Source organism: Streptomyces sp. PsTaAH-137 (assembly GCF_003259365.1).
Lineage (GTDB): Bacteria > Actinomycetota > Actinomycetes > Streptomycetales > Streptomycetaceae > Streptomyces.
In genome coordinates this window covers 26,783-49,549 of record NZ_QLLY01000007.1, presented here as the reverse complement: position 1 = coordinate 49,549, position 22,767 = coordinate 26,783, and the positions used below count along the sequence as shown (strand labels likewise).

Annotated in this window: 23 protein-coding genes; 13 read left to right on the top strand and 10 right to left on the bottom strand. The window is 68.0% G+C overall.

Annotated features, from left to right (window positions below; translation table 11 throughout):
- Positions 1-58 precede the first annotated feature (58 nt).
- A complete protein-coding gene (locus K377_RS17195; RefSeq protein ID WP_146614734.1) occupies positions 59-439 on the bottom strand; it encodes a PRC-barrel domain containing protein in 381 nt (126 codons plus the stop codon).
- Between the two features lie 260 nt (positions 440-699).
- On the opposite strand from K377_RS17195, the gene K377_RS17190 reads away from it, so the two are divergent.
- Positions 700-960, top strand: coding sequence for a hypothetical protein (locus tag K377_RS17190; RefSeq protein ID WP_111664264.1), 261 nt, complete (start codon positions 700-702; stop codon positions 958-960).
- Positions 961-1,020: 60 nt separating this feature from the next.
- Here the strand turns inward: K377_RS17190 and K377_RS17185 are convergent, their stop codons facing one another.
- Complete coding sequence (locus K377_RS17185) at positions 1,021-2,472, bottom strand: FG-GAP and VCBS repeat-containing protein (RefSeq protein WP_111664263.1); 1,452 nt, start codon at positions 2,470-2,472, stop codon at positions 1,021-1,023.
- Between the two features lie 174 nt (positions 2,473-2,646).
- Here K377_RS17185 and K377_RS17180 point away from each other — a divergent pair, with 174 nt between their 5' ends.
- The 3 genes from K377_RS17180 (at position 2,647) to K377_RS17170 (ending at position 4,914) form a co-directional block, all read left to right on the top strand.
- Entirely contained in the window at positions 2,647-3,246 is a 600-nt protein-coding gene (locus K377_RS17180; RefSeq protein ID WP_111664262.1) for a hypothetical protein, read from the top strand.
- A 258-nt stretch (positions 3,247-3,504) separates the two neighbouring features.
- Positions 3,505-3,927 carry a VOC family protein gene (locus tag K377_RS17175; protein WP_111664261.1) on the top strand — a complete coding sequence of 141 codons (423 nt, stop codon included), beginning with the start codon at positions 3,505-3,507 and terminating at the stop codon, positions 3,925-3,927.
- A gap of 453 nt (positions 3,928-4,380) precedes the next feature.
- On the top strand, positions 4,381-4,914 hold the full coding sequence (locus K377_RS17170; protein WP_309252230.1) for a restriction endonuclease: 534 nt from the start codon (positions 4,381-4,383) through the stop codon (positions 4,912-4,914).
- A gap of 472 nt (positions 4,915-5,386) precedes the next feature.
- Here K377_RS17170 and K377_RS42295 read toward each other — a convergent pair whose 3' ends face one another.
- The 3 genes from K377_RS42295 to K377_RS17155 all read right to left on the bottom strand — a co-directional run bounded on the left by K377_RS42295 (position 5,387) and on the right by K377_RS17155 (position 7,834).
- Positions 5,387-5,716, bottom strand: coding sequence for a deoxyxylulose-5-phosphate synthase (locus tag K377_RS42295; protein ID WP_111664259.1), 330 nt, complete (start codon positions 5,714-5,716; stop codon positions 5,387-5,389).
- A 307-nt stretch (positions 5,717-6,023) separates the two neighbouring features.
- Positions 6,024-7,040, bottom strand: a complete 1,017-nt coding sequence (sph, locus tag K377_RS17160) for a sphingomyelin phosphodiesterase (protein WP_111664258.1) — start codon at positions 7,038-7,040, stop codon at positions 6,024-6,026.
- Positions 7,041-7,150: 110 nt separating this feature from the next.
- Positions 7,151-7,834, bottom strand: coding sequence for a triacylglycerol lipase (locus tag K377_RS17155; protein ID WP_111664257.1), 684 nt, complete (start codon positions 7,832-7,834; stop codon positions 7,151-7,153).
- A gap of 623 nt (positions 7,835-8,457) precedes the next feature.
- Between K377_RS17155 and K377_RS17150 the strand changes: the two genes are divergently transcribed.
- Positions 8,458-9,273: a phosphotransferase gene (locus tag K377_RS17150; RefSeq protein ID WP_111664256.1), complete on the top strand. Its 816-nt coding sequence runs from the start codon at positions 8,458-8,460 to the stop codon at positions 9,271-9,273.
- A gap of 112 nt (positions 9,274-9,385) precedes the next feature.
- Here the strand turns inward: K377_RS17150 and K377_RS17145 are convergent, their stop codons facing one another.
- The 3 genes from K377_RS17145 to K377_RS17135 all read right to left on the bottom strand — a co-directional run bounded on the left by K377_RS17145 (position 9,386) and on the right by K377_RS17135 (position 11,936).
- Complete coding sequence (locus K377_RS17145; RefSeq protein WP_146614733.1) at positions 9,386-9,829, bottom strand: hypothetical protein; 444 nt, start codon at positions 9,827-9,829, stop codon at positions 9,386-9,388.
- 287 nt (positions 9,830-10,116) lie between these two features.
- Positions 10,117-11,274, bottom strand: coding sequence for a HAMP domain-containing sensor histidine kinase (locus tag K377_RS17140; protein WP_258395063.1), 1,158 nt, complete (start codon positions 11,272-11,274; stop codon positions 10,117-10,119).
- Positions 11,271-11,936 carry a response regulator transcription factor gene (locus K377_RS17135; RefSeq protein WP_111664254.1) on the bottom strand — a complete coding sequence of 222 codons (666 nt, stop codon included), beginning with the start codon at positions 11,934-11,936 and terminating at the stop codon, positions 11,271-11,273. The genes K377_RS17140 and K377_RS17135 overlap by 4 nt, the downstream gene beginning before the upstream one ends.
- 175 nt (positions 11,937-12,111) lie before the next feature.
- On the opposite strand from K377_RS17135, the gene K377_RS17130 reads away from it, so the two are divergent.
- From K377_RS17130 to K377_RS17120, 3 genes are all read left to right on the top strand, one after another.
- On the top strand, positions 12,112-13,536 hold the full coding sequence (locus K377_RS17130; RefSeq protein WP_111664253.1) for an ABC transporter permease: 1,425 nt from the start codon (positions 12,112-12,114) through the stop codon (positions 13,534-13,536).
- A gap of 2 nt (positions 13,537-13,538) precedes the next feature.
- Positions 13,539-14,249 carry an ABC transporter ATP-binding protein gene (locus tag K377_RS17125; protein WP_111664252.1) on the top strand — a complete coding sequence of 237 codons (711 nt, stop codon included), beginning with the start codon at positions 13,539-13,541 and terminating at the stop codon, positions 14,247-14,249.
- Between the two features lie 86 nt (positions 14,250-14,335).
- Complete coding sequence (locus tag K377_RS17120) at positions 14,336-14,860, top strand: hypothetical protein (RefSeq protein WP_111664251.1); 525 nt, start codon at positions 14,336-14,338, stop codon at positions 14,858-14,860.
- A 261-nt stretch (positions 14,861-15,121) separates the two neighbouring features.
- On the opposite strand, the gene K377_RS17115 is transcribed toward K377_RS17120, so the two are convergent.
- Entirely contained in the window at positions 15,122-15,607 is a 486-nt protein-coding gene (locus K377_RS17115; protein ID WP_111664250.1) for a hypothetical protein, read from the bottom strand.
- 228 nt (positions 15,608-15,835) lie between these two features.
- Complete coding sequence (locus tag K377_RS17110; RefSeq protein ID WP_111664249.1) at positions 15,836-16,849, bottom strand: Lrp/AsnC family transcriptional regulator; 1,014 nt, start codon at positions 16,847-16,849, stop codon at positions 15,836-15,838.
- 243 nt (positions 16,850-17,092) lie between these two features.
- Here K377_RS17110 and K377_RS17105 point away from each other — a divergent pair, with 243 nt between their 5' ends.
- From K377_RS17105 to K377_RS17080, 5 genes are all read left to right on the top strand, one after another.
- On the top strand, positions 17,093-18,016 hold the full coding sequence (locus tag K377_RS17105; RefSeq protein ID WP_111664248.1) for an alpha/beta hydrolase: 924 nt from the start codon (positions 17,093-17,095) through the stop codon (positions 18,014-18,016).
- Between the two features lie 214 nt (positions 18,017-18,230).
- Positions 18,231-18,416: a hypothetical protein gene (locus K377_RS17100; protein ID WP_111664247.1), complete on the top strand. Its 186-nt coding sequence runs from the start codon at positions 18,231-18,233 to the stop codon at positions 18,414-18,416.
- A gap of 547 nt (positions 18,417-18,963) precedes the next feature.
- Entirely contained in the window at positions 18,964-19,437 is a 474-nt protein-coding gene (locus K377_RS17095; RefSeq protein WP_161195127.1) for an SLATT domain-containing protein, read from the top strand.
- A 936-nt stretch (positions 19,438-20,373) separates the two neighbouring features.
- Positions 20,374-20,958: an Imm21 family immunity protein gene (locus K377_RS17085; protein ID WP_237551766.1), complete on the top strand. Its 585-nt coding sequence runs from the start codon at positions 20,374-20,376 to the stop codon at positions 20,956-20,958.
- Between the two features lie 438 nt (positions 20,959-21,396).
- Positions 21,397-22,701, top strand: a complete 1,305-nt coding sequence (locus tag K377_RS17080; protein WP_111664244.1) for a phosphatidylserine/phosphatidylglycerophosphate/cardiolipin synthase family protein — start codon at positions 21,397-21,399, stop codon at positions 22,699-22,701.
- The last annotated feature ends 66 nt before the right edge of the window (positions 22,702-22,767 follow it).

Sequence of the window (22,767 nt, the reverse complement as noted above, 5' to 3'; positions counted from 1 at the left end):
CGACCGTGTTCCACTCGGGCGCCGTCGAACGGATGGTCTGCCGCCGGGCATGCTCCTCTCAGACGGTGCCGGGCCGTCCGTAGTGCTCGTCGATCAGTGCGCGGAAGCTCGGATCGGTGACCCGCATGTCGCGGTCGAAGCGCGGCGCGCCCTTGATCCTCTCCGCGTCGTGCCCGACACGCAGCCGCTGAGCCTCCTCATCGATCCCGACGACGGCCGCCATGGGCAGCAGCACCTTCTTGCCCAGCAGTACGTCCCTGGTGTCGACGACGACATGCTCCGGGCCGACCTCGTTCGAGACGGCGTCCACCCGTCCCACCGTGCCGTCCGTCGCCTCAACCTTGTAGCCGACGAGCTCCGGGCCTCTCAGGTGGCCGGCCGTGATGTCGTGCTCTCCCATCGGGCCGGGCGCCGGCCGAGCGGGCAGGTCCTCTGTCATCCTCGTACTCCTCTCCGCCGCGAACAGCGTGGGACGGCCCGGCGCATCCAGGCGCCGGGCGGCCGCCGATTCCGGCGTGCCTGGCAGCACATTTGTCCGCGCGACGCCCGGCAAAACCTCCCCGGGGAGTGACAACGAAGCCCTCGAACATGCCAGTTGGACGGTGCACTCCTTGCGTCACACAACCTCCACACAGCTGCGCCGGTGAACGCTTCCGGGCCGGGCAGCCGAAGAGTGCGACCACGGGGAGGAAGCTCCTGATGCTCTACATAGCGTTCACGCTCTTGCCGGTGATGGGGCTGCTCCTCTTCGGCATGGACCGCCTGGAAGACCGCATGGCCCACCCGAAGGAGCACACCAACCGGCACAGAAGCGAGCGTCCGGAGGTCACTTCGTCGCGACGCGGTTCGCCACACCGACTACGTCTGATCCACGGCGGGAAGGGTGACACGCACGGCCGGCGCGGCCGACACCGTGGCCTGCCGGTCAGCCCGGATCAGGACCACGCCGAGTCGGCCTGAGGACGCAGCCGCTCGGTCCGACTCGCCGCGCAGACCCCGGCCTTCGGCACTCGTCCGACATCAGCGGTTGCCGAGGATCCCGCCGTACCTCAGGGCGCTCGACGGTGCCGGCAGGCCGAGCTTGCCGGGAGTGAAGTCGTAGGAGCCGACGGCGGATGCCCCGGGGAGGACCCAGATGCCGCCCGATCCGCTGTTTTCCCCCGGCGATCCGACGGCGATGTCCGTCGTGCCGTCGTGGTCGTAGTCCCCCGTCGCGACCGCGGAGCCGAACGCGTCGCCCGGTTCCGCAGCGCCGGGAACGCCCGGGGTGTTCTGGTGGAACGCCACCGAGTGACCCGCTCCGCCGGCGTCGAGGAGACCCTTCGGACCGCCCAGGAGCAGCGTCGCGGCGCCCGCCCCGATGCGATCACCGATGGCTTCGCCGGGCGCGCCGGCGATCAGATCGTCGCGGCCGTCACCGTTGACGTCGGCGGCGGTGAGGGCCGCACCGAAGTGGTCGTCGGACTCGGCGGCGCCCCTGACACCGGGGGTTTCCTGGTTCAGGTTCTGCTGACGGTATCCGAAGTTCCAGGGGATTCCAGCGCCGAAGTGGACTTTGATGCCCCCGCCCAGAGCGAGTTCCTCGGGACCGCAGGGGTCGTCGATGTTCTCGTCGGCGATCTCCCGGCATTCGCCGAGCGCCAGATCGTCGTGGCCGTCCCCGTCGAAATCACCGGCGGCCAGGGCCGAGACGCCGGCGTTGTCGGTGTTCCAGAAATTGGCCAGTGACTTCTCTTCGGGGGACCAGCTCCACAGGCGTACGTGTGACTGGGTGAAGGGAGTTGTCGACCAGTACCCGGTGGCCAGTTCGGGGACGCCGTCGTCGCTGCCGTCCAGGTCCCCGGTCGCCAGAACGGGAGCGCGTCCCCCCATCGCCCCGGTGAACACGGTCGTCGCCGAACCGCCGCCCGGCTTCAGTACGACGCTGTCCGTCGCGCCGATCGCCACGTCCGCTCTGCCGTCGCCGGTGAGGTCCGCGGCCGCAAGGGACGTCCCGTACGCCGTCGACGACGAGGGCCCGTTCACGACGGTGGCGCCGGTGCCGAGACCGCCCCTGGCGCCGTGGATGACGACGACCGTACCCGCGTCGGCACCGGAGCCGTTGACGTCCTCACCGGGGACGCCGACGACGAGGTCCGTCCTGCCGTCGCCGTTCATGTCGGCCGTGCTCACCGCGGCGCCGAACCGGTCACCCTTCTCCGGGGTGCCGGGCACACCGGGCAGAGCCTGGGTGACCCGGGTGTCGCCACTCTTGCCGAGCCCCTTCGGCCCGCCCCAGACCACGTCGACGTATCCGGCCCTGGCCTTGCCGTCGACGGTGGCGTCCGGCACCCCCACGGCGAGGTCCGCGAAGCCGTCGCCGTTCACGTCACTGGCCGACACCCTCGGCGAGGCCACCGCCGGAGCGGCCGCCGTCGCGGGCGCGCCAAGAGGCAGAACTGCGGTGGCCGCGGTGGCGACCGGCACAACCATGACGTAGGTCCGTATACGAGTCCGTATGCGCACGGGGGCTCCAACTCAAGCGGCGAACAGGGGCACTTGTGGGACGGGCGGTCGGGGCTCCAGGTTGTGCTGCGGTTGTACCGGGTTCAACTCGGTACACTCCTTCGTCTTGCTCGACAACGAAGACGAAGGACGAGGACGACAGTGAACGCGCCCGTTGCCCGGCCGTCCCTCAGCACATCGAACACCGTCGCCCGCGTCGTCACGGATGCCCTCCAGCCGCGCAATGTACTCGTGGCCGGCATGCTCGGGATCGGGGCCGTCGTGGGTGGACTCACCGGCCTGGCCTGGGGGCTTCTGGGCGCGATCTGCTCCGGCCTGGTACCCGCCGGGTACATCGAGTACGAGCGGAAACGGGGTGCATGGGGCGACCGCCACGTCGTGGACCGCACGAAACGGGCGCCCATCTTCTTCGTCATCCTGGCGTCCGTCGGGACCGGCGCACTTCTGATGAGCTGGGGACACGCCCCAACGGACGTCATCCTGGCGATGGTTGCGCTGTGGCTGATGACCGTCGTCCTGCTGAGCGTGAACACCGTCTGGAAGATCTCCGTCGATTCGGCGGTCGCCTCGGCCACGGTCGCGCTGCTCGCCGTCGTGCACACCCCGTGGTGGCTGGTGGGGTACGCGGGGGCCGTGGTCGTGTGCTGGTCCCGTGTGGCGCTGGGATACCACACGGTGGCGCAGACCGTGGCGGGCGCGGCCCTGGGGGCACTGACCACTACTTTGTGGATCGTTGCCTGAGAGGTGCCCGAGCCGTACGGCCACCGGTCGGTCGGATCGAACTGAGGGCTGATGGCTGTGGGCAAGGGCTCTGTAGGCGCCGAGGCTCTGCCAGTCGCCCCAGTCCTGATCGGCTCCAGACCCCTCGTGCGGGCTGTCGACAGGCGGCCGGAAACCCGTACACGTAGGGAAGTTGACCTTGTCGCCCGTCGTTCGATGCCTCCTGTATAGCCTGCTCTGACCTAAACAAACACCGCCGACTCGCGGGAGAACGCGCTCGTGCCGGACCCCACCACCTCCACGGCCTCTCCGCCGACAGGTGCCCTCCATCACGTCGAGATCTGGGTCCCCGACCTCGCCCGAGCCATTACGGAATGGGGGTGGCTCCTGGAGAACCTCGGCTACACCCTCCATCAGGACTGGGAGAACGGACGTAGCTGGCGGCAAGGCCACACCTATCTCGTTTTCGAGCAGTCTCCCGCCCTCACCGGACATCGACACGACCGCTGCGCACCAGGGCTCAACCATCTCGCCTTCCACGTGGCAACTGCCGATGAAGTCGACACCCTCACCGAAAAGGCCCTTGAGCGGGGCTGGACTCTGCTCTTCCCTGACCGTCACCCCCGCGCAGGCGGCCCTCACCAGTACGCCGCGTATCTGGAGAACAGTGACGGCTTCGAGGTCGAACTGGTCGCTCACTGAGTTGTCGGACCGTGCCTTCGTGCCGGAGCCCGGTGGCCAGCTCGCCGGGCTGACCACCGGGCCCAGCCCGGCGAGAGGAGCTGTCCAGGGGGCCCAGGCCGAACGCGGCCTACCCGGTGCATTTCGAGGGCTGGGGCACCAAACCGGCTCCGAGGTCGACCGTCTCCTATCCGGTCCGATTCGGCCATCGAGCGTGGTGACGGCGGACCTGGGAGGTGGACGAGGCCCTCTTGCCCGACTTCTGACGGCGCTTCACACTGCGGATCACAGGCTCGGGGGAGTGGGGGAGCGATGGGAGCGCGACGGCAGCGGCGACGACGCCCACGATTACGTAAGAGTGCGCGTCAGAAGATACAGATCTTAGGCCTGCTGATCACGGCGGCCGTCGTGGTGTGGGCGGCCGCGAACTGGTCGAGGGTGTGGCCGGTCCTGGTGACCGTTCTCGGTTTGGCCGTGGTGACCTCTGTGGGCTGGGCCGTACTGCGGGCGCACCGGCGGGCGGTCGGTGGGGACCGGGTGTGGCGGGCGCAGGAGGAAGCCAAGGCGCGGGAGATGTCGATGGCGCAGGTCGATGCGCTGTCCTGGCAGGAGTTCGAGCAGTACGTCGCTGATCTGTGTCGGCGCGACGGCTGCACGCAGGTGGTGGTCAGCGGCAAGAGTGGCGACCTGGGCGCCGACCTCGTCGGCTACCTCGCCGACGGCCGCAAGCTGGTGGTCCAGGTCAAGAAGTACGCGCCCGAGCGGAGTGTGTCCTCGCAGGACATGCAGAAGTTCGTCGGCACCGCCCGCCTCGAGCACGGCGCGGACGTCGCCCTGTTCGTCACCACCTGCCGCGCGTTCACGAAGGCCGCCCTTGGCCTGGCTGTACGGCAGGACATCGTGGCCATGCACCGCGACCTGCTCGGTGCCTGGGTCAAAGGCGCCCACCTGAAGGAACTGATGCTGCTCAATGGCCGCGGCGGCGGTAAGCGCCGTCCCTCTGCCTGAGACCGGTCGGCGGATTCGGCATCGCGTCACGAGCTCCTTGCCTGCGAAAGGAGCGGCATCGCCTTCACCTGGCACGACGGGGCAAACCTGAACGACATTCGCCAGGCGGCACCTTGTGTGCACCTGGCCGGTCGGTTCGAGGTGCTCGATCTCGATACCGCACCCATGGCGGAATCCGAGTGGCAGAGCATGCGTGTGCACCACCCGCCTACTCCGGACCTTGGATTGCTCGCCACAGCGCACGAGGCCGTAGCCCAGGCCATGCGCCATGCGCCATATGCCGTCGGGCCTCGGCTCGGTCAGGCTTGGCGGATGACCTCGCCCGACAGAGGAGTCCCGTGGACGACCACTGGCCGCACGCTCGGAGCTGGTGCCAATCCGGCTCTGGTGATGACAGCTACTGGGCTTCGGCTCAAGAGGTGTGCGGGAGCTTGAGTTGGCCAGTTGGCCAGTTGGGCGTTCGGGGTCATGATCAGGGCACGTGATAGCGGACGAGTGCCTTGCTGACGGGTTCGCCGCTGCGCCGGGCGTGTGTCAACCGATCGCGCACATCGCGAAGGGACCGGGGCCGGTACCCCGGTCCACCACAGCAGGTCTTGTGGAAGCCCACGCCGGCGTTCAGCAACACCGTGAGGATCCGCCAGGCTGCAGTGTCTCGCCGCCGTGGCGCGGCAAACGCCGAGCCCGCATGGATCATCGGCCCAGCACAACGCGGGCAGAGCCGCTCCCTTGCCCGGTCGTAGGACTGCTTGTACGAGACCCGGCATGAGAGGCAGACGTATGAGGTCTTCCCGTTGGCCATGTGCCCAGCCTAGAGATCCCATCCCGTGCTGACCAGCGACTTTCCCGCTCCGGGGCCCCCTATGCCAGATCATCCACCCGGCTATGCTGCCCCGGCTCACTGATTCGACGTAGACCCTGTTCCCTTGATCGGAGCTTCGTACCTGTCATCGACACCACATAGGCAGCGCTTGGAACCCACCTCTCCACGCTCGACCCCAGGGCCCTCTCCCGACATGAAGTCCCCGAGGACCTGTCCGAACGCGCCTACATGCTGCTGACCCTGGAAGTGGTCGGCGGATACACCTCACGCCTGTTTCGGCGGGGTGTCAGCGTGGTGAGGCCACCAGCGGATAGTGGTCGGAGAGGTCGGTGTAGGTGTAGGACTTGCCCCAGCTCGACACCGTCCAGGGGGCGCTGTGTTCGGCGATGACCTCGTTGTTCCAGCGGGCGGGACGCGGGTGCCCTTGCTTGAAGAGCACGTAGTCGAGGTCCTCGCGAGGGTCGTCGGGGTAGCGGTAGCGGGCGACGGAGTTGTCCTCGGTGTCGAAGGAATAGGGGTGTCCGGTGCGGCTGTCGGCGGGGGCGAGGCCGGCGTTCGCGAGCATTGAGGCGTACTCCGGGCCGTGCGAGTCGACGTTCATGTCCCCGGCGACGAGCACCTCCTCGTCGGCGGGAATGTCGCGCTCGGCCAGGAAGGCCGAGATGGCCCGGAACTGCTTGGCGCGGTCGGCCTGCGCCTCGCCGTCGGCGCAGCCGGAGTCGGTCGACTGTGTGTGCGTTCCGACGACGTGCACCTTCGTACCGTTGACGTCGAGAACCGCGTAGACGAACCCCTTGTTCGACCACCAGTCGGAGCCGCAGGCGTCCTTGTAGATGTACTGCTCCTTGTGCACGATCGGCCACTTGCTGAGGAGCGTGACGCCACCGTCTTCCGGTGTGGTCGAGGAGTAGGACCCGCTCGTGGCGTCCCATCCGCTCGTGCCACGTCCGACGACGGGGGTCTGGTACGGGTAGGTACCGGACGCCGCGCGCTTGAGGTTGTCGGAGGCGGAGTTGTCGAAGGCCTCCTGGAGGACGACGACGTCATTGCCTTGGAAGAACGACGCCTTGGGAATCTCCGTCGCGCGGTGCTCCTGACCCCAGTTGGGATACAGGTTCTGGCTCATCAGGAACGTGTTGTACGTCAGCACGCGCAGCGCTGGAGCTGACGGCGCCGCGTGGGCTGCCGGTGCTCCGGTAGCGACCGCGGCCAAGGCGATGAGTGCGGCTGGAAGGGCTTGGCGCAAGCGGTGGTGCGGGTTACGCGGCACGAGAACTCCTGATGGTGGGGGGCCTGTTGGCATCGGTGTACATCCAAACAGGGCGGGTTACATCGGGGCGGGCAGCGGATGAGCGTCTTGAGACGAGCAGCCGTCGAAGTGCCGACCTGGCACGGCGTCACGGCGCTATGCCGTCACGGCGTCACGAGAAAGGCGCGCACGCCGGAAGAGACGCCGTCGTCACCGAGCAGGGCGTTGTGGTCGAGGCACCCGGCCTCGGTGTTGACAGCCCCGGCGAGCAACACGCTGCTGTCGGGGTTGATCACCTCGTCGCAGTTGGACCAGAACGTCGCGTACCGGGTGGCGCCGGGGGTTTCGTCTCCTGCAGCCAGGTGCTTCTGGACGTAGCTGCCGGGGGACATGTCCCGGCACGCCTGGTCCCAGGCGGCGCAGGCCCACGCCGTGTACGTGCCGTGGTTGGGGCCACCGAGCGAGACCATGTGGGCGACGTGCTGCGTTCCGCTGCCGAAGGCGAGGTACCAGCGGGGCGGCAGGCTGCCGAAGGAGTGCGCGACGACGTCGACCTGGTCGGCGCCCGTCTGGGCACGGACGCTGTCCACGTACGCGGCGAACTGCCCGGCGAGCGTCTCGTTGACCGACGCGTGCGTGTCGTAGGACCAGCGGAAGACCTCTCCGTCGCTGTATCCCGAGGCCTTGAGGTCGTCCGCCAGCGAGCCCCAGACTCCCGGGTCGGCGTTGTACCCGTGCACAAGGACGACAGGCCGGTGCACACCGGCCGACGAGGCCGTGGGCGCCGCGCACAGCAGACCGCTCAACGCACCCAACAAGGCCAGCGACACGGTGAATCGACGGCGCATCAGAACCTCCGACGTGAGGTGTGGGGGACCCAGGGAGACGACACGGAGCTACCGGATAGTAGGGCTTCGCGGGACAGATGGACAGAGCGCCACCAGGAGCGAGATCAGCGGCGGGAGTGACCCTCCAGGCTCTGACTCCCTGGCTGGTCATGGCATCGCGTCGCCCGCGCCTTCGAGCCATGACAGGACTTCTTGCGCTGCGTGGCGATCAGGAGGGCTGGAGCTGATTCGTCGGGTCCGGCGGGTCTGTCGGGTTCGTCGGGTTCGTCGGATCACGGGCTCGGTGGGAGCCTGCGGTTTTTACTCCACGTCGTAGCGGGGTGTTCGGCGTCTGTTCGGGTTGCTGGGTGGTCGTCGGGGGATGGGCCGGTGGGGGTTCGGTGCTCTGGCGGGACAGGGCATGTGCTGGCGGAGGTTTCGATATGTCCGCCGGACCCGCGCGGGGGTGAGCCGGTGCGGTGTGGTCGGCTTCTCCCAGGGGTGTCGCAAGTCTTGGCCGACCGGACGGGCCGGTCGGGGCTGGGTGTAAGCGGTGGTGGTCAGCCAGATCCACCGGTCCGCCGTTTCCGGTTCCCGCAGCCGACGCCGGTCCCAGCCCAGGGGGTGGCGATACCGTGATCGGTATGACGGCTGAGGGTGAGGTGGCAGAGGGCCAGGCCCTGGTCGGCGGCATGGTGAACGCAGGCGCGGTCTTCCGTCGCGGCGCCCTGGTGGAACGTCCGGCGCCGCCTACCGCGCGCGCCCTCCACGCTCATCTCCTCGCGCTCAAGGATTACGGGTTCGAATCGGCTCCGAAGCCTGTCGGTCTCGCCGCGAACGGCCGCGAGCAGCTGACCTTCATACCCGGCGACGTCGCTCTGCCGCCGTTTCCGCGCTGGGCGATGACCGAGACCGCGCTGAGATCGGTGGGAAACCTGCTGAGGCACCTGCACGACGCCAGCTCGACCATCGCGGTGGACATAAGCGTCGAGTGGCCACGAGCCTTGGCCGACCCCGCCGGAGGAACGATCCTGTGCCACAACGATGTATGCCCGGACAACGTCGTCTTCCGTGACGGCCGCGCCGCAGGACTGATCGATTTCGACCTGGCCGCCCCCGGCCGAGCCGTGTGGGACGTCGCTATGACCGCCCGCTACTGGGTACCCATACTCGATCCCACGTCCGCGGCAGCTCTCTATCCCACAGGACTGGACACCCCGACGCGACTGCGGATCCTCGCCGACAGTTACGGCCTCTCCCGGCAGGAGCGCACTGAACTGCCCGGCGTCATCGAACAGGCCACCGCATCCTGCCGGGCCTTCGTCGCCGACCGCGTGGCCGGCGGTGACTCCGTCTATACCCGGGCGCTGTCCGAACGCGGTGGTTGGCAACGTTGGGACCGCATCCAGGGATGGCTGGCGGCTCACCAGGAGACATTCACAGCCGCCCTGTCGAACTGACGGGCTCAGAGACTAAAGAACAAGCTCAGACCGCCCACTCAACCCACTGACCCCCAGCCGAGGGGTGCCCCGTAATCGACTGACTCTGGTCACATGCCTAGGGGAGCGCCCCTCAGTCGCCCACCAGGTGGAGTTCGAAGTTCCCGGCTTCAGCACAGCGCGCTGCCAGGCTCCGAATCCTCTGCAGGATGTCTCGCGTGGCCCGTTCAACCGTCAGGTCGCAAGTGGCATCGATCTCGGAGATGAACTGTGGCATGTCTGCCGATGTGAGGATTCGGGTGCGGTACGGGTCCACGCGGTTGAGCATGGGCAATCCGCTGTTCGCGCACAGAGCGGAGAACAGGTCCGCCGCGTCCCGGGCGAAGTCCACCGTGGTCAGCCGACGCCTCTTAGGGCTCGTCCCGCCTTGCGCCACCTGCATCAGCATCACGTCAACACCCACTCCGCAAGCCCTTCCCTCAACCTGGACATTCACCAAGGGCTGCGGAGCCGGTTCCAAGGTTTCGTCCACAGCCGTGATCACGTTCAGGTTGTCACAACAGATCGTCTGGCCCACGGCTGAGGTTTACGGGACAGCCCTTGAGTAGGTTGAGCGGAGCCGTTTCGTTCGGGGCGCCTTCTCGCGAACATGCCGACCGGGTGCCATCTGTTACTGCAGACGTGCCATCGCGACGGTCGCGTGCCGTGTGATCCCGGCCTCAACCTCCGCTACGAGCCCCGCTCGCACCGTTGTGTACTCGTCGCCGTCGGCTACCCGTGCACGCCCGCCGTGCCCGGATCCCTGCCCTGCGGTACCCGACGTTGTCGTTGTCGTTGTCGTCGGAGTCCGCCCTCGCGCCGATCTCACGCCCCGGGCAGACGCACCCGGATCGTCACCCCACCGTCCGCGTTCGCCGACGCCGCGACGGTCCCGTGGTGCGCCCGAACCACGGCCTGCGCGAGAGCAAGGCCGAGACCGTGGCCGCTGCGGTCACTGCGCACCCGGGCGGACCGCCGGTAGAACGGCTCGAAGATCCGGTCCAGGTGCTCGGACTCCACCATGGCCCCGGAGTTCGAAACGTCGAGCGTGACGCCGTCGACGGCGTACGCGGACACGTGCACCCAGCCACCGGGGACGTTGTACGCCATCGCGTTGTCGAGGAGATTTTCCAGTAACTGGCGCAGCAGCGCCTGGTTGCCGTGCACCAGCAGGTCCTCTTCGAGGTCGGTCTCCAGCCGCAGGCCCCGCTCGACCGCCGTTCCCGCGAACTCCTCGCAGCCCCGCGCGACGAGCTCCGTCAGGTCCATCGTCTCGGTGTCGGGGCGGGCGTGCTCGGCGGCCGCGAGCTGGAGGAGGCCGTGGACGATGCCGATGCTGCGTTCATTGGTGGCCTGGAGCTTCGGGATCAGCCGCGAGAACTCTTCCTCGCCCGGATGCTCCGCGGCGATCTGCAGGGCTGTGCGCGTCGTGGCCAGCGGCGTGAGCAGCTCGTGCGAGGCGTTGGCGGCGAACCGCTGGTGTGCCTCGAAGGAGCGCTCGAGGCGGGCAAGCGTCTCGTCGAAGGTGTCGGCGAGCTGCTTCAGCTCGTCGTCCGGCCCCTCGGCGTCGATGCGGTAGGCCAGATCGCCCTCGCCCGCCCGGGACGCGGCCACGTTGATGGTGTGCAGGGGAGCGAGGAGCCGCCGCGACCAGAACCAGCCCGCCACGAGCCCGACGCCCGCGGCGACCGCCGAGCCGCCCACCGATACGGCCAGCACCGTCGACCAGACGTCCTCCTTGGTCCGGACGACAGAGGTGCGCGCGTACGAGTTGTCGTCCGGCGCCGGACCGACATCGGTGGGCGGGCCGTCCTCGGTCGAACGCCCGGGGACGTACTGCGGCACCGTCGCCAGGTCGTAGTCGGGCAGGTACCGCATGCCCAGGTACACGGCCGCCACCATCAGCACGCCCGTGCCGAGGAGCACGGTGGCGAATCCGGCGACCAGACGGGTGTGGATGCTCAGCTTGCGCGGGCCTCTCACGGCTGCTCGGACAGGTAGTAGCCGGCGCCCACCGCGGTGTGCAGCAGGGGCGGGTCACCCAGCTTCTTGCGCAGCGTGTGAATCACCAGACGTACCGCTTTGGTGAACGGATCCGCGGCTTCGTCCCACGCCTTCTCCAACAGCTCTTCCGAACTGAGAACACCGCCGTCCGCGCGCATCAGCAATTCGAGTACGGACATTTCCTTCGGCGTCAGCCGAATTTCCCGGCCCGCCCGTTCCACCCGACGCCGATGCGTGTCGAGACAAACGTCGGCACAGCGCAGAACCGGCGCGTGGGCCGGAGTCGTGCGCCGGTACAACGCCCGCAGCCGCGCCACCAGTTCGGGGAAGTCGAAAGGCTTCGGAAGGTAGTCGTCGGCGCCCAGACCGAGCCCCGCCACCTTGTCGCCGAGCCGCCCCGCGGCCGTCAGCATCAGGATCCGCACCCCGGGATGGGCCGCGACCATCCGTCGGCACACCTCGTCACCGTGCACCTCCGGAAGGTCGCGGTCCAGGACGGCGATGTCGTAGTCGTTCACGGCCAGCTTCTCCAGGGCCACGGCCCCGTCATGGGCCACATCGACGGAGATACCGGCCCTGCGCAGCCCCATCTCGATGACCTCGGCCATGAATTCCTCGTCCTCGACGATCAGTACGCGCATTGCCGTCCATGTGTTCCGCAGCTCGATCAATATCCTGGGCCCCATCTCTACCAGAGACGACATTTGAACGAGGTTTGGTGGCATCGGGAAGTCACCGCACAGCGAAAGCCTGCTCATACCCCCGGTCTCCTACGGTCGTCGGCGTTCCCCGAAATCACCGGCAGGAAAGACCTCGATGAACCTGTTCAAACGCGCCTGGTGGCGCCTGACCGCCACGCTCGGCAAGACTTTCATGCTGACCGGCCTCTTCTTCGTCGTGTGCACCTTGGTGCTCTCCGGCTTCCTCATCCAGACGGCAGCCGACCGTGCCGCCGCGGCCGCCAAGGAAAAGGTGGGGGCCGTGGCGACCCTGTCCTTCGACGTCAACGCCCTCATGGAGTCCGGCCGGGCACAGGACGGGGGCCAGACCGGGCTGCAGATCGACCCGGCCGACCAGCTGCGCAGCGGCCAGGTCGACAAGCTCGGGGCGTCGCCCTCGGTCTCCCGGTTCAGCTACGAGGTGGAGTCCGCCGCGCTGCCCTCCAAGGACCTCCAGGTCTACCGGGCCGTCCCGCCGCCGCCCGCCACGGACACCGAGAGCGGCGACTTCCTCAAGGTCTCCGGGGTGCGCGACACCACGGCGATGTCGGCCTTCCGCAACGGCGGCGCCCGGCTGATCGCCGGCCACGGCATCGGGCCGGACACCAAGGGCAACGTCCTGCTCGTCGAGCAGCGCCTCGCCGACAAGAACAAGCTCAAGGTCGGCGACAGGATCAAGGTTCGTTCGTTCCCGGGCGACATCTCCAAGGCCGAGGACATCGAGTTCACCGTCGGCGGCGTCTACACCAGCGACACCCGCTCCAGCGGCCACTACGTCCCCGCGCTGTCCGAGCCCGGCAACCAGATCTACACCACGCCCGAAGGCGCCGGCGCGCTGTCAGCCGTTCCGCCGACCTCCCAGGGCTCCAGCGTCCACGAGGCCACCTTCACCCTGCGGGGTCCCGACGACCTGGACCGGTTGAAGCAGGACGCGAAGAAGCTTGGCCTCGACGCCAAGATCTACCCGATCCAGCTCAACGACAAGCAGTACCAGCAGCTCACCGGGCCCATCACCAAGACCGCCGGCTTCGCCTCGCTCACGGTGTGGCTGGTCTCGGTCGCGGGCCTGGCGATCCTCACCCTGATCGTGGCGAGCTCGCTGCGCGAGCGCCGCAGGGAACTGGGCATCCTGCTCTCGCTCGGGGAGAGCAGGCCCCGGCTCCTCGGCCAGCACCTGCTGGAGATCGCGGCCTGCGCCCTCATCGCCGTCGGCCTCGCCGTCCCCGCCAGCCAGGCACTCGCCCAGAGCGCCGGAGGAAGCTTGCTGGCCGGGGAGGTCTCGAACGCGAAGAGCGACGCCCAGCAGGACGAGGGCAACAAGTACGCGGACTCCACGGGTTCCGACACACCCGAGGAGGAACCCGACGCCGCCCCGATCGACGAACTCGACGTGCGGCTGACCGCGCGCGACATAGGCAAGGTCGGCGCCGCCGGACTCGGCATCGCCGCCGCCGCGACCTTCATCCCCGGCTACCGCGTACTGCGCCTCAAGCCGCGCGAAATCCTCACCAGGGGCGACTGACCATGACGATCGACGCACCCGTCCCCACGCACACCTCCGCCCCGGTCCTCGAACTGGCCGACGTGGTCAAGCGTTACCCGGCGGGCGGCCGCAGCGCCCAGCGAGCCGTCCTCAAGGGCGTCGACTACGCCTTCGAGTCCGGCCGCATGTACGCGGTGATCGGCCCCTCCGGCAGCGGCAAGACCACCCTGCTCTCCCTCGCCAGCGGTCTGGACGCCCCGACCTCGGGCTCGATCCGCTTCCGCGGCACGGACCTGAACCGGCTCGGCCTCGACACCTACCGCCGCAAGCACGCGGCCACCGTCTTCCAGTCCTTCAACCTGCTCGGCTACATGACGGCTCTGCAGAACATCACCTCCGCGATGGAGATCACCGGAACTCGGCACCGCGGCCGGCGGCGCCGGGCCGAGGAGCTCCTCGACGCGACCGGCATCCCGCCGGAGGACCGCAACCGCAGGATCGACCGTCTGTCCGGCGGCCAGCAGCAGCGCGTGGCCATCTCCCGCGCCTTGGCCTGCGACGTCGACATCCTCTTCGCGGACGAACCCACCGGGAGCCTGGACCAGGACACGGCGCAGGACATCATCGACCTCTTCCGGAAGCTGGCCCACGACGACGGCAAGTGCGTCATCGTCGTCACCCACTCCCGCGAGGTGGCCCGCGCCTCGGACGACGTACTGCATCTGAAGCGGGGGAAGCTGAGCCCCCGATGACGGATGACAGGTGACGGATGGCAGGTGACGAAGGCCTCACCGCACCCACATTTCGAACATGTTCAAAAACGACGTACTCTGCTGCCATGAGCGACAGAGCCGCCCTGCTCAAGGGCATCCGCGTGTGGTTGGCCGCCTTCGTCGTGTGCCTGGTTCTCAGCGGGGCAACCGCTTTCCCGCTGGTGCATGAACTGCGCTGGGCCGAGCACCTGTTGAACGGGATGTCCGTCGGCGATCACCTGCCCGGCCTGATGGAGTGGATACGGCGCGTCCGCGTCGGGCTCGACGAGACCGACGCGGACCACCCGTTCCTGCTCTACGGCACCGACTGGCTGGCCTTCGCCCACCTCGTCATCGCCGTGGCGTTCTACGGGCCGTACCGCGACCCGGTGCGCAACATCTGGGTGATCGAGTTCGGGATGATCGCGTGCGCCGGCATCATCCCGCTCGCGCTCGTCTGCGGACCGATCCGGGACATCCCCTTCTGGTGGTCCGTGATCGACATGTCCTTCGGGATCGTGGGCGTGATCCCGCTGTACGTGGTGCGGCGGAGGATCAAACGGCTCGAAGCGCTCACCACGGTCGGTCACGGCGCCGCCGTACCGGCCTGAAGACCTGGTCAGCAGTGCGTTTCGTGGTGGCGCCCTGTCAATCGGACATCGCCCGACCCCGCCGGGACGGCCCCGCACGACAGCGTGGCAAGGGCGCCATCCCACCTGCATTCTGGCCGGGTGGTGGGAAGAGTACGTGCACGCGAGATCGACGGGCTGCTGGGCCTTTCAAACGGCCCGCGAGTACCAACGCCTTTCCCAGCCCTCACCACCACCGCTACCAGCTCACCGCCTGATGAGGAACTTTCTGGAGAGAGCTTGTCAGCTGTTGTGAGCGAGGGAGATGGGCCGTGAAGGCGTTGCATAGTACGGGGAGCGACGCCAGTTCTCACGGCCCACGGCAGACAGCGCCGGTTTCCACAGATGGACGCCGTGTCGACGTTCCCACCGGAACGTGGTCCGCCACGTGTGGACGAGCCCCAGGCACAGGACCAGTTGAATTCCCAGGCCGAAGAAAGGGAATTGGAGGACATACGCGCTTCCCAGCGTGACCAGGAGAACGAAGGCCGCCACACGAACTCGGCCTCGCCGCAGATGGCGGGTCTGCTCCTCGTTCGGCCTCAGCACGGACGGGTCTTCAACTGGCACAGCAGAGCCGAACGCACGCAGTTGACGCGGTCGAGACACCAGGAAATTGACCGCCCAGAGCAATGCCAAGCCGACGAAGCAGATGATCTGAATACGCCCAACGGTGCCGACGAGCCCCAGGCCGTCCGTGGTGAAGAAGATCAGTCCATCCGCGGCCATTCCTGCCAGGAGCCCTGACAAGCATTCTCCGAGTTCGGCGACGACAACTCGCACTAGAGGCGGCGCACAAGCCATGGCAGTGGTCCTCCCCCCTAGCCGACCAGCACACATCGAACACGGTCGCCCCACGCCTGTCCAGGGATCCTCACCGACCCACCTATTTCCCAGGACAGCGCGCAGCGCCATTGTTCCAGCTCAGCCATTCTCCGAGGAGGAACCGCACCCTTCTCACTTTGAATGCGTGGGCCCCAGCGGCGGTGTGCGTTTGGCGGTACGGCCGACGAGGGCGGTCTCGATCTGCGTGATGCCGAGCCCGACCAGGTCGCGGGAGAGGAAGGCGTAGAGGGCTGCGAGGTCGGGGAAGTAGGCCGCCGCATGCAGGTTGGACGGGCCCGTGGTTGCGAACGCGCTGTGTACGGCTGGGTGGTCGGCCAGTGCCCGTCCTGCGGCGGCCAGGTGGTCGGGTGCCACGTGCAACAGGAGTTTGGCCTCGATGGGCAACCCGAGGCGCCGGGGATCGATCAGGACCTGAGTCACCAGCCTTCCTTCAGCGGTGAGTTGGGCGAGGCGGCGGCGGACCGTTGTCTCCGGATGCCCGGTGCGGGCAGCCAGTGCGGTCGCGGGGAGACGGGCATCAGGAGCGAGGGCGTCGATCAGGGACTGCTCGACCGGGTCGGCGTCGACCCCGTACGGGCCCGGGGAGTGGGCGGGCATTGCCCTCGGTGCCGAATCGGCGGGGATCAGAGCTGTGCATTCGGCCGGGGTAAGGACGGCGTGTCTCCATTCCGAGGCGAGCCGGAAGACGTGCAGGACGGTGGCGCTCTCCAGCGACGTGACAGCTTGCGTCGCCGGGAGCCGGCGAAACACCAGTGGGTCGCGTGAGCCGGGTTCGGTTCTGGCCACCGCGAAGATCTCATCGCCGACGGTGGTGACGTCGATGAAGGGGATGTCGTCGCGCGCTGCGAGAGCGCTCACGATCGTGTCGAGTTTTCCCCGCAGCACCTTGATCCGGAGGAACAGCGCGCCTGCCGAGCCGCCGTCGCGCGGCCGGGCGACGGGGGAGACGACCACACGTACGGTGCCGTCGGCGGTGAGTGCGTTGAGGTGGCGGCGCATGGTGGCAGGGCTGAGGCTGAGCACCCGCGCGGCGCCCTCCGCGGTGAGGCGCCCGTCGCACTGCAGAGCCGCCACGAGCCGCTGATCGGTGAGGCCGAGTACCGAATCCGCCGAAGTGTTGGCCATGAAGCCCAGTTTCGCTCATCTCGCCCACTTGCACAGCCTCTTCCAGCGGCCCCCGTACCAGCATGAAAGCTCCACACTCCGTGCCGTCCCCGGACCACTGCAGGGGGACTCCAGTGAAGGAGGGAGACGTTCATGATCATCGATCCGCGCAACTGGTTCCCCTTCTGATGCGATCGCATCCCCTGATGCGCCGGGTCGCCGTCCGCGACCCGGCGCCCGATCCCCAACCTGCAAGGAGGCCTCGTGTCCCTCGACGACCTGCGCGAGAAAGTCCGGTTCACCAGCGGAGATACGACGTGCGCCGCCTGGTACTACCCAGGGACCAACGGCGGCTGCGTCATCATGGCGGGCGGAACCGCCGTGACGAAGGAGCCCGCCTCGGACCGCTTCGCCCTGCCCTTCAACACCGCGGGATTCGGCGTACTCGCATTCGACCACCGGCACTTCGGAGAGAGCGGCGGCACCCCGCGCCAGGTCGTCCGCTTCGCCGAGCAGCGCGCCGACTGGCAGGCCGCGATCAGCTTTGCACGCGGGCTTCCCGACGTAGATCCAGAAGGCGTCTCGCTGTGGGGCTTCTCTCTCGGCGGCGGTCACATCCTCCAAGTCGCGGCGGAGGACCCCGGTCGGCTGGCCGCGGTGATCGCACAGTCCCCGCTCGCCGACGGCCGCGCCCTCGCTCCCAACGCGCTGCGCGCCATGACACCCGTGGCCGTCCTGCGTCTCATGACCCTGGCCGTCGTGGACTCCGTGGGAAGCCTGTTCGGACGGCGTCCTGTGCTGATCCGTACGGCCGGTGCGCGGGGCGACGTCGCCTCCCTCACCACAGAAGACGCGCTGGACGGCGACCGTGCTCTGGACCCCGACCGCCATTACGAAGGCTGGAAGCAGACGGTCGCCGCCCGGATCGCGCTCCAGATGGGCGGCTACCGTCCCGGCCGACACGCGTCCCGGATTCGGTGTCCCCTCCTCGTGGTGGTCGCTGATCAGGACCGCAGCACGCTCCCCGGCCCCGCGCTGCGAGCCGCCGCCGCGGCACCCGGCGGAGAGGTGCTCCACCTCTCCGGCCGCCACTACGCGGCTTTCCAGGAGTCCCACGAGGAAGCTGTTGAGCGGGAGGTCGCCTTCCTGCGCAAACACCTGCCTTCGCGGAGCCGGACAAGCTGCTGACTGCGCCGTTCGGCGCTCCTTCGCCAGAGGACCGCGTAGATCTTGTGCTCCCACTCGTTCTTGAAGTGGAGCCCGCTGTCCAGGTCCTGGCGCGCCCCGGGGCGATGGGGCGTGGTCAGCGCCGCGCGCCGGCCTGTGTGGCGGGCGACGCGCCGCGAGCAGTACACCGGCGCCCGCCACGCAGACCGCAGTGGCTGCTCCCACCAGGATCTCGGTGTCGTTGCTGCTGCCGGTCTCGGCGAGCCTGGAGCCTGCGGTCGACGACGATGGCGACGGTGCCGGGGCCTTTGCGGGCACCGACTGCGCGGCGGCGGGGGGCGACGAAGTAGCGGGTGCGTCCGAGGCGGGTCCGGTCCTGTCGCTCGGTGCACCCGACGGCTGCCTGATGGCGGCCGTGTAGGGGACATCCGGTGAGATCGGCAGGTTGGTGAGCAGCTGCTCGTGCAGGTCGCCCGCGGTCACGTAGACGTTCCACTGGCTGCCCGTTCCGGGCTGCTGCCCCTGTGTCTCCTCGGAGGCATTCAGAGGCGGGTGCGCGCGGTCTTGGTCCTGGACGCTTTCGGAGCTTGCCCCGGAGCTCTTGGCCCGTGCCTCACCAGGACTAGCCGCAGCCCGTGGTTTCAGGTGTGGCGTGTGTGCCAGCTCCCAGAAGCCGGAACGGGCGGCGCGGATTCGGGTGCTTTGGCGTGCGTGGTGGACGGTGTCGGGGTGGGCGAGGCGTCCGCTGCCGTCGGACTTGGTGCGAACCAGCGCGGATGGCCTGATGGTCCTGCGTATCACCGACGGTCTGATCGACCGATCTGATCGACGGTGCGTTCAGGCAGCCTGGGGTTAGGGTCAAGTGCATGACTCAGGGGTCGGGAACGGAGCAACAGGCCATAGGGCAGCAGAAGTTCACGGGCATGCGCCCGACGGAACCGCCTCCGACCGGAGCCGACGCTCTTGAGGTGACCACCCACTACCTGGAGCACTTCCGAAGGGAGTACACCCGCACTCGCGAGTTGATGAAGATGAAGGCGCGGCGGACCACGGTGGGGATCGCCGCACTGAACGGACTCATCGCGGTGCTGGGTGTAGCGGTCGCGGCCTGGCGGGCTTACGCTCCCTGGCTCGGGCTGGCCAGTACTGCGGTAGCAGGCGTGATCGGCGTGGTCACTGCGTGGAGCGGCTTGATGCGGCATCACGATCTCTGGCAGCAGCGGAGCCTGATTCTCGCGGAACTCCAGCGGATCATCAGAAATGTCGAGCGTCGCGAAGCGGCGGGCGATGACCGGCAGACCATCGCGCAAGAGGCGATGGAATTGCTGGACGCGACGCTCAGCCAAGATGCCAGCAACTGGGGCAGCCTCACCCGGACCCCACTGGCCGGAGCCCAGCCGCCGACGCTGACGGCGGCTCCTGGCGACCGCACCCAGGAGTAGACAGTTCGCCGCCGGAGGTCGTCACGAAGGGCTGCCCGAGCACTTTTCATGCCGCAAGAAGAACGAGGCTTGATGTGTCGGCCACCGCAGACGGCTGCTCCGAAGCTTTGGTTCGGGTGCCCGAACTGCGCAGGCTGCGTCACCACTCCTGCCACGCTCGGGTGTGTGAGATGGGGACAGTCATGGTCAAAGTGGTTCTGTTGCGTGAGGCGGAAGCGCGACGGTCCGACCGTCGTGCACGTCCGTTGGGGGCTGGATGTACACCCCCTCGTGGGTGGCGGCGTAGGCGTGTCCCGAGGCCGCGGCAGCGTCTCGGTCCGCCTGGGCCATGCCGGCCCGTGCGGCCGCACGCAGCTCGCGCGGGCGGGGCATCGAGCGCAGAAGGGTGTAGGACAAGGGGATGGTGAGGGCTATGCACAAGGCGCCTGCCCCGGGATGGTTCCCGGCCCAGTGAGCGAAACGCACGAAGAGCAACAGCCCCACGCAGACGACGAATCCGATCAGTGCCAGGACGGTGGCCAACCCGGACAGACGTGGTTCGCGGCGCCGGGCCTGGCTCCTGCCCCTGGTTGCTCCAGTCACCCTCGCTCTACCTTGGTCACTGTCAGTCCTTCGCGATACCACTTCAGCTCCTTCGTTCGTCGTCCTTGCGTGACAGGACCAGTGCCCCCGGAAGGCGAGATCATGATCGCCAGGCAGCCGTAGTCGGCCGACTGGTGGGGTGGCGCGTGTGGCTGTTGTGCGCAGGGCGAGGTGTGCCGTGCCGGGGCGTCGGCGGGGGAGCGGTGCCCGGGGTGTGTGGTGGGGGTGTGGTGCATCGGGCTGTGGGGTCGTGGCGTTGTGGTGGTGCAGGGCGCGGATCGGTGGGGGAGCGGCAGGGGGCCGGCCGGGCAGTCGCCTTCGAGCAGTGTCGGTGGAGGTCGGCAGACTGCGCTCATGGACGCTTCTCATGACACTGATCGCTGTGACCGCACTGGGTTGGTGTGGGTCAGGTCGATGGGCGGCCCTTTGATCGTCGTTCCGGAGTCCTCGGTGTGCGCCTGGGGTGGATGCACGGAAGAGGGCTCCATCCTCGGAGACGCCGATGGCCGTGATGATTACGACCGCGCCTGCGAGGTGAAGGACTGGGCCGGTGTGATCGCGGTGGGTGCGAACGCCGCCACTGCTCTGGTCCTGGCTGACGAACCGGCGAAGACGTGCTTCCTGCCGGAGAGGCGTCTGTTCGTGAGGTGGCTGGCTGCAGATTCCGAGTCCGAGTTGTTCGCGACCGCCGAGGCGGTTCTGGCCGATCCGGACACCGGTTGGGAGGACGGTGGCTTGTGGGTCACCGACGGCCCGGCGGTATTGATGGATTCGGCCGAAGCGGGCCGTGATCTGGGAGACGACTATCCCGGCGGGGGCCGGCCGGAACAGGCGGCCGTGCGGCTCCCGGCAGGCCAGTGGAGGGTGCGTGCGGTCCACAAGAGCGGCGAGTCCCCCTGGGTCGGCCTGGTGCAACTCGTCCTGAAAAGCGGTCTCTGACGCTCGGCCTGTAGGCACTCGATCGTCAGATGGCCCTCGACGTCCCGCCGGCCGTGCACGCTGACGTGAGAGCGAGCAAGGGACGGATGCGCCGCCACAACACCACCCACGTCACGATCCGTTGTGCCGGCGAGCAGGCGATGGCCACCCGTCTGTATGGAAGAGAGAGCCTGACCATCAGCGACAGGCACCCCACAAGGTTCCGTGCTGCCTCGGGCAACCCTTGGACGCCTCGGCGAGTCTGCTGTTCCAGTACTGACCTCCTCCCGCCCACGCCCCCGCCCCCGCCTTCGACGCGCATCCGCATCGCCACGGCTGGCGACTCAGCGGTGCCCCCCGTTGCTCGGGCGAACAACGCCACCTGATAGCAAAGCGAGAGTAGTTCACCCGAACGCATGACGGGCGAGTCCGTCACCCTGCCCAGCGAAAGGCCCGCCCATGAAGCGAACACTCACGTTGATCACAGCGCTGGCCGTCAGCGCACTGTGGCCGACCACCGCGCATGCTGCGGTCAAGAAGGCCAAGGCCCCGCTCAGCTGCGAATCCCGGCCGTTCACCTCGACTCCGGGCGCACGCTTCAACGATCCAGAGGCCGCCGACGCCCGGATGAACGTCATGGGACCGATCATCGAATCGATCGACAGCGCCAGTTGCGGGCAGACTATACGCGTCGCCATGTACTCGATCGGCAGCACGCAGCCGGGCCCGGACTTCGCCAACGCCCTGATAGCCGCGCACCAGCGCGGCGTCATCGTCAAGGCCCTGATGGACTCTCACAGCGACAACGCGATATGGCAGTCGATGGTCAACGAGTTGGGCAACGACCCGAAAGCCTCCAGCTTCGCCGCGCTGTGCCCGGGCGGCTGCCTGACCCACTACGCCGGCTCCGCCCTGCACGCGAAGTACTACATGCTCAGCGGTGGGAGCGAGGCGAACAGGACCGTGACCGTCAGCAGCGCCAACCCGACCTCCGCCCAGGCCAACACCGCGTGGAACAGCAGCGCCACGGTCAAGGGCAACGTCGACCTGTACAACTCCTACCTCCGCTACTTCACCGCCATGGCCAAGGGGGCATCGGGTGGTCCGGGCCCGCTGGTGCCCGACTACTACAACTCCACCAGCGGCCAGGCCGCCAGGACGCTGTCTCCGCCCTCCTACCAGTGGCCCAAGGCGCGCACCCGAAGCGACACCTGGGTCGACTTTCTGAACAACGTCAAGGCGCCGGCCGCGATCAATATCGCCATGTTCGAGTGGACCTCTCACGGACAGCCGGGCGACCGGAACTATCTGGAGCTGCCTAAGAAGCTGGTGAGCCTGGCGCAAACCGGCGTCAAGATACACATCCTCTTCACCGCCGGCCAGGTGGACAGCAGCGTGCAGAATTACCTGAAGAACCGGACGAATATCGACCTGCACGACACCACCCGCGGCACCGACGCGAACGGCAACGCTCTGCACTACACGCACGACAAGTACATGATGGTCAGCGGTGGGTACGCGGGTGCGACCAACTCCAGAATCGTGTTCGTCGGCTCCTCGAACTGGACGAGCAACGGCATCTGGCACAACGATGAATCGGATCTGAAGCTGGTCGGCCAGTCCAGCTACGACACCTTCCTGACGGACTGGCAGAACCAGTACGACCGCTGCTGTGGGACGGTGGCGCGGCAGTTGCATGCCGAGGAGCGTGCCGAGAATACGGAACGCGAAATCCCGATCGACCCGAGGCAGGCCCAGGAGTAGACCCTGGACGCGTCTCAGCGTTCAGTCCGACAGCGCTCCGGCCCTGACATGCAGCCGCCGGAGCCG